Here is a 5,842-nt window from a genome sequence, read left to right on the forward strand (position 1 = left end):
GAAGAAAATTTAGCTGAAGTCGAAGCAGCGATCGCTCACCACATTTATACTATCCAACAAGAGTCGGTGACAGAAACAGAAATTAAACGTATTCGGACATTGGTGGCGAATAGGTTTATTTTTGCGAATGAAACACCAAGTGATCGGGCAAATTTATATGGTTACTATCAGTCAATAGTGGGAGACATAGCACCTGCGCTCAATTATCCTCAGAATATTCAGGCGTTTGACTCATCAGATATTCAACAAGCAGCATTGAAATATTTATCTGTTGATGCTTATGGGGTAGTAGTGTTTCGACCTAAGTCTGTTTCATTAATGGATAATGGATAATTACCTGGTGGTTAAAACCGTAACGGAATTGAATATAACGAAATATCCTAGCACTTTTCGAGTCGGGGAGATTGGATATGGCGTTTAGCGCTCTGCTTTTTCCTGCGGAATGCTGCGCAAACCTTTCCCGCAGGGAAACGCCATCCCATCCTAAGTCATCCGGAGCATTCATGTCGGCGAGAGCCGTTTTGCTCCGCAACATGTTTGCGGAGCATTCCGGAACGGAAAAAACGTAGTTGTCCGCTAGCTAAACGACCGCTTTTTCTCTTGAAATAGAAGGCTTTAAACCCTTATTTTTCGGTAAGTATTTCCTGGGGAATGCTAATAGCTGAATGCTTACTTAAATTTTAATGGTTTGATGGTTTAAGTAATACAACTTTCCCATCAGGTAAATTCAGATTTTCTGGCAATTTTTCTGGTAATTCTGGGAGAGTATCTATTTGACTATTCACTGGATAATTTAACAGTTTTAATAGAGGAGTTGCCATTTCTAATACCTCCTCTTTTTGTACATCGGTGAGAATATCTACCCACTGTCCTAATTTTCCTTTTCTGATATGATTAGGACTCTCTTTTTTCATGCTATTAAATGANACTATTCACTGGATAATTTAACAGTTTTAATAGAGGAGTTGCCATTTCTAATACCTCCTCTTTTTGTACATCGGTGAGAATATCTACCCACTGTCCTAATTTTCCTTTTCTGATATGATTAGGACTCTCTTTTTTCATGCTATTAAATGATACTTTTTCTTGAATCTCACTTCTAGCTTTGTCGTCTAAATCAATTTCCAGATATTCTAAGATTTTTTCTAATTCCTGCTCAAAATCATGTAGTAATCTTTCATAAAAAACAAAATGAATATGCAAATATTTCTGATGTTTTAAATATCCTCCTACATGATTCATCCAGTCAGAAACAATAGTTTTCAGGTTATTGTTTAAATAAGTTTCTGGGTTAGTTTCATCAACAGTAAAAAAAGGAAAATATCTTCTTACATAAGGAGTAAATACAAAATTAGACCAAGAAATGGCTACGTCTCTAGGGTCACGAACAATATATATTATCTTGTCAAATTTTTGGATAATAGTTAAAGCATTGCTACTCATCTGAGAATGACTCCAGACCAAAGTAGAACTATTAATATAATCATCTATATCATCAACCGGATATCTAAATATATTACTTATTCTATAAAATACAGCATTTTTTGTAATATCTAAACAATTAATATTGATTTGCCCTTTTAGCTGATTAACATCCCAAGTTTTAGCAAGTTCATATATGGATTGATTTTGAATAAAACTTTCATATTTAAGACCGCTATAATCAATAAGATTATGTAAGATTGTATGGAGCCAAAAGTTGCCAATTTTAATTAAACCAGCTTTGAGGATGTGCATAGTCTTTTCCTTTAGAGTTATGGATCTTAGTCAAAATTATTATTAAAGCTATACTTTAGAAGTTTTTAACACAGTTAATTAACTTGATAATTTATGATATTAAAATTAATCATTTATCTTCCTTTGTAATAAGGATGTACATCAATGCTACAACCACCATCTACAAAAAGAGTTTGCCCAGTAATATAACCTGCTTCTTCTGAAAAGAAAAAACCAATAGTTGCAGCTACCTCCGAAGGTTTACCAAAACGCTTCATTGGTATTCCACTTATAGACCGCTTTTCAACTTCACTCCCAGGTGGACAAATACGTTTAGCCATTTCTGTTTCTATTCCTCCTGGAGCAACAGTATTAACAGTTATACCACTCGATACCAACTCCAAAGCCCAAGTGCGAGCAAAACTAATCATTCCCGCTTTTGCTATAGTGTAACTTGTGCGGTCTTGCGCTCCCAAAGCAGCTATACTCGAAATATTAACAATACGCCCCCACTTTTTCGCCTTCATTGATGGCACAACTGCTTGAACAGTTTGTATCGCGACACGCAAATTTAAGTCAATAACTGCATCGAAGTTATCCAGTGTCACCTCTTCAAGNCTCCCAAAGCAGCTATACTCGAAATATTAACAATACGCCCCCACTTTTTCGCCTTCATTGATGGCACAACTGCTTGAACAGTTTGTATCGCGACACGCAAATTTAAGTCAATAACTGCATCGAAGTTATCCAGTGTCACCTCTTCAAGTGGTTGTGGGTGTACTATTCCTACATTATTGACAACTCCATCAAAAGCATACTGCTTGGTTAAATTAGTCATAGTTTCTGTTGTGGCGTCGCGATCGCTCAAATCAACCGTAACAAATTCACCAGGAAAGGGTTTTTCGGGAACGTGACGTGCTAGACCAATTACCAGGTGTCCTTGTTTGGCCAAGTATTCTGCTGTAGAGAAACCTATCCCTCGACTTGCACCAGTAATTAGGGTAATGTGTTGTTGTCTCATTTTCTTGAGAGTAAAATAATTTATCAAAATAACATGGGTCTAAAACCCCGCCTTTTAAGGCGCAATATTTTTGGAGAGTTGCTCACGCATCCCCGTTACAAAAATAACTTCTGACTTCTGACTTGTGACTTCTGACTTCGTTATCTTCCTTTGTAATAAGGATGTACATCAATGCTACAACCACCATCCACAAAAAGAGTTTGCCCAGTAATATAACCTGCCTCTTCTGAAAAGAAAAAGCCAATAGTTGCAGCTACCTCCGAAGGTTGACCAAAGCGCCCTATTGGCACCCCCCTTAAATAGCGCTTTTCCACTTCACTTCCTGATGGGTAATAATATCTAAATAATTCTGTATCAATAGGTCCAGGAGCAACAGCATTAACAGTTATCCCACTCTTGACCAACTCCAAAGCCCAAGTGCGAGTTAAACTAATCATTCCGGCCTTACTGACAGCATAAGTACCACGGTTTTGCGCGCCTAAAGCAGCGATACTGGAAAGATTAACAATACGACCCCACTTTTTTGCCTTCATTAATGGCACCACTGCTTGCACAGTTTGGATAGCAACACGCAAATTTAAGTCAATAACTGCATCGAAATTATCCAGTGTTATTTCTTCTAGTAGCTCTGGGTGTGCTATTCCTACATTATTTACCACTCCATCAAAAGCATACTGCTTGGTTAAATTAGCCAGAGTTTCNAAGTAGCTAGGTGTCGCGCGTGTAAAGCAGCGATACTGGACAGATTAACAATTCGACCACCCCTTTTTGCCTTCATTAATGGCAACACTGCTTGCACAGTTTGGATAGCAACACGCAAATTTAAGTCAATAACTGCATCGAAATTATCCAGTGTTATTTCTTCTAGTAGCTCTGGGTGTGCTATTCCTACATTATTTACCACTCCATCAAAAGCATACTGCTTGGTTAAATTAGCCAGAGTTTCTGTTGTGGCATGGCGATCGCTTAAATCAACTGTAACAAATTCACCAGGAAATGGTTTTTCTGGAACATGACGTGCCAGACCAATTACCAGATGTCCTTGTTTGGCTAGGTATTCTGCTGTAGAAAAACCTATTCCTCGACTTGCGCCAGTAATTAGAGTGATATGCTGTTGTGTCATTTTTCTTAAGACTTTAACTACAAATTGACCATAGTTTGATAACCTCAGATTAATTTATAGTGGAAATCATAAATTAAATGAGGTTATTACAGATTTGTGCAAATTATAGACCTACCCAGGAAATATAACTCGAACTATTTCACAGTATAACCACCATCTATTGTGAGGGAATGACCTGTAATAAAACTAGCTGCATCGGAGCATAACCAAATAACAGCATTAGCTACTTCTTCTGGTTTACCTAAACGACCAATAGGATGTGCTGCTGCCATTTGTACCTTACCTTCACTATCATCATCTTTGCCAAAAATACGGTCATTCATATCAGTTTGAATTACACCAGGACAAACACTATTAATTCTAATACCTGCTGTTGCTTGTTCCAAAGCAACAGCTTTTGTTAACCCTATTACACCATGTTTACTAGCACAGTAAATTGAACCATTAGGAACACCAACTAATCCAAATATAGAAGCATTATTTACTATTGCACCCCCACCATTTTTTAACATTTGTGGAATCTGATATTTCATTGATAACCAAACTCCTTTAAGATTAGTATCAATAATTTGATTCCAATTTTCTTCAGTTTGTTCAATACTGTTTCCTAATATGCCTTCTGTACCTGCATTATTAAAAGCATAATCTAAGCGATTATAAGTAGAAATTGTTTGATTAACTAAGTTTTCAACTTCAGTAGCTTGAGTAATATTTGTTTTGACAAAGATAGCTTCCCCACCTATTTCTTTAATCATTTCTATTGTTTCTTGACTTTCTCTTTCCCTACGACTGCCAATTACTACTTTGGCTCCTTTTTTGGCAAAAGCTATAGCAGTAGCTCTACCAATTCCAGAACTTCCTCCTGTAATTAGAGCAATTTTTCCCTCAAATTCTTTAATCATATTCATGACTTTTATTCCTTTCAAAACATGATGATGTTCAAACTAATCTTAGTATTTATATAGCAATCAATTGTGATTTGTGAGAATTTGTAATATTTGATTGTAGGGGTTTGGTCTCCTTTCCCCAAGCTAAGATCTGGTTTGGAGACCAAACCCCTACAGTTTTTTATCACATCTCATTCCTGATTGCTATAGTAGTTTTATTAGATAAAAATTTCAAAAAAATTATCAATTTAAGATTGTCTGACTCCGGTCTCTTAATGAGAAAGCATTACACAGAAAATAGAGTCTAAAATACCTAATATATTCTTGTCTAGATAATCAAAATTAACTACTACTAAATATACTGCTTCATAAAACCGATATAAAACGTCATAATATGACATTTTAATGTTTACTTCNATACCTAATATATTCTTGTCTAGATAATCAAAATTAACTACTACTAAATATACTGCTTCATAAAACCGATATAAAACGTCATAATATGACATTTTAATGTTTACTTCCTGCTTCCACCGGAACTGTCGGCAGCACTCCGTCCACAGGCATTAACGGTCAAGCCGACCGCATTTCTTAAATTAATACTTGCGTTTAAATCTCTGTCTATTGACAACCCACATTCTGGGCAATCATAAGTCCTTACATTTAATGGCATATCCTGAACATGACCACAGTTTGAGCAAGTCTTTGACGACGGAAAGAATCTATCTACTACCACTAGCTCAGAACCGTACCATTGGCACTTATATTCTAGCTGTCTCCTAAACTCATAAAATCCTTGGTCTGCAATTGATTTCGCCAGCTTATGATTGGCTAACATACCGCGAACATTCAAATCTTCTATGACAACATTGCCGTGGTTTTTGGCTAAGTATGTTGTCAATTTATGAAGTGCGTCTTTACGAATATTAGCTACTCGCCTATGTAGCCTAGCTATCTTCAGTTGTGCTGCCCTCCAATTAACAGAGCCAAGAATTTTGTTCCGGTTAATATATTAGAGTTGTTGGGAAATAAGGTAAAATGGTTCAAGCAGAAATTGGCCAGAAGAATGCTAAATATTGAACGAGCCTTAAAACA

General features: G+C 36.5%; 4 protein-coding genes and 5 pseudogenes. 1 reads left to right on the forward strand and 8 read right to left on the reverse strand.

Going from position 1 to position 5,842, the window contains the following annotated elements; translation table 11 throughout:
• Positions 1-333 (forward strand): annotated as a pseudogene (locus AFK68_RS13975) (insulinase family protein); the annotation flags it as partial.
• Positions 334-680: 347 nt separating this feature from the next.
• On the opposite strand, the gene AFK68_RS13980 reads toward AFK68_RS13975, so the two are convergent.
• The 8 genes and pseudogenes from AFK68_RS13980 to AFK68_RS14020 form a co-directional block, all read right to left on the reverse strand.
• On the reverse strand, positions 681-926 hold a 246-nt coding region (locus AFK68_RS13980), incomplete at its 5' end, for a hypothetical protein (RefSeq protein ID WP_210407398.1).
• Between the two features lies 1 nt (position 927).
• Positions 928-1,737: pseudogene (locus AFK68_RS45150) on the reverse strand (sulfotransferase domain-containing protein); the annotation flags it as partial.
• 113 nt (positions 1,738-1,850) lie between these two features.
• Positions 1,851-2,333: SDR family oxidoreductase (locus tag AFK68_RS13990; protein ID WP_143437865.1), on the reverse strand; the 483-nt coding region annotated here is incomplete at its 5' end.
• Position 2,334: 1 nt separating this feature from the next.
• A pseudogene (locus AFK68_RS45155) lies at positions 2,335-2,737 on the reverse strand (SDR family NAD(P)-dependent oxidoreductase); the annotation flags it as partial.
• A gap of 140 nt (positions 2,738-2,877) precedes the next feature.
• On the reverse strand, positions 2,878-3,438 hold a 561-nt coding region (locus AFK68_RS14000), incomplete at its 5' end, for an SDR family oxidoreductase (protein ID WP_143437866.1).
• Between the two features lies 1 nt (position 3,439).
• Positions 3,440-3,860: pseudogene (locus tag AFK68_RS45160) on the reverse strand (SDR family NAD(P)-dependent oxidoreductase); the annotation flags it as partial.
• Between the two features lie 134 nt (positions 3,861-3,994).
• Positions 3,995-4,768 carry an SDR family oxidoreductase gene (locus AFK68_RS14010; protein WP_371357383.1) on the reverse strand — a complete coding sequence of 258 codons (774 nt, stop codon included), beginning with the start codon at positions 4,766-4,768 and terminating at the stop codon, positions 3,995-3,997.
• Between the two features lie 496 nt (positions 4,769-5,264).
• Positions 5,265-5,744, reverse strand: a pseudogene (locus AFK68_RS14020) (RNA-guided endonuclease InsQ/TnpB family protein); the annotation flags it as partial.
• Between the last annotated feature and the right edge of the window lie 98 nt (positions 5,745-5,842).

The sequence above is a fragment of the Hydrocoleum sp. CS-953 genome (assembly GCF_002260545.1).
Classification (GTDB): domain Bacteria; phylum Cyanobacteriota; class Cyanobacteriia; order Cyanobacteriales; family Microcoleaceae; genus Trichodesmium.

Excerpts from the sequence above, each read along its gene's own strand:
- AFK68_RS14010 (WP_371357383.1), bottom strand. The coding sequence starts at position 4,768 with ATGAATATGATTAAAGAATTTGAGGGAAAAATTGCTCTAATTACAGGA.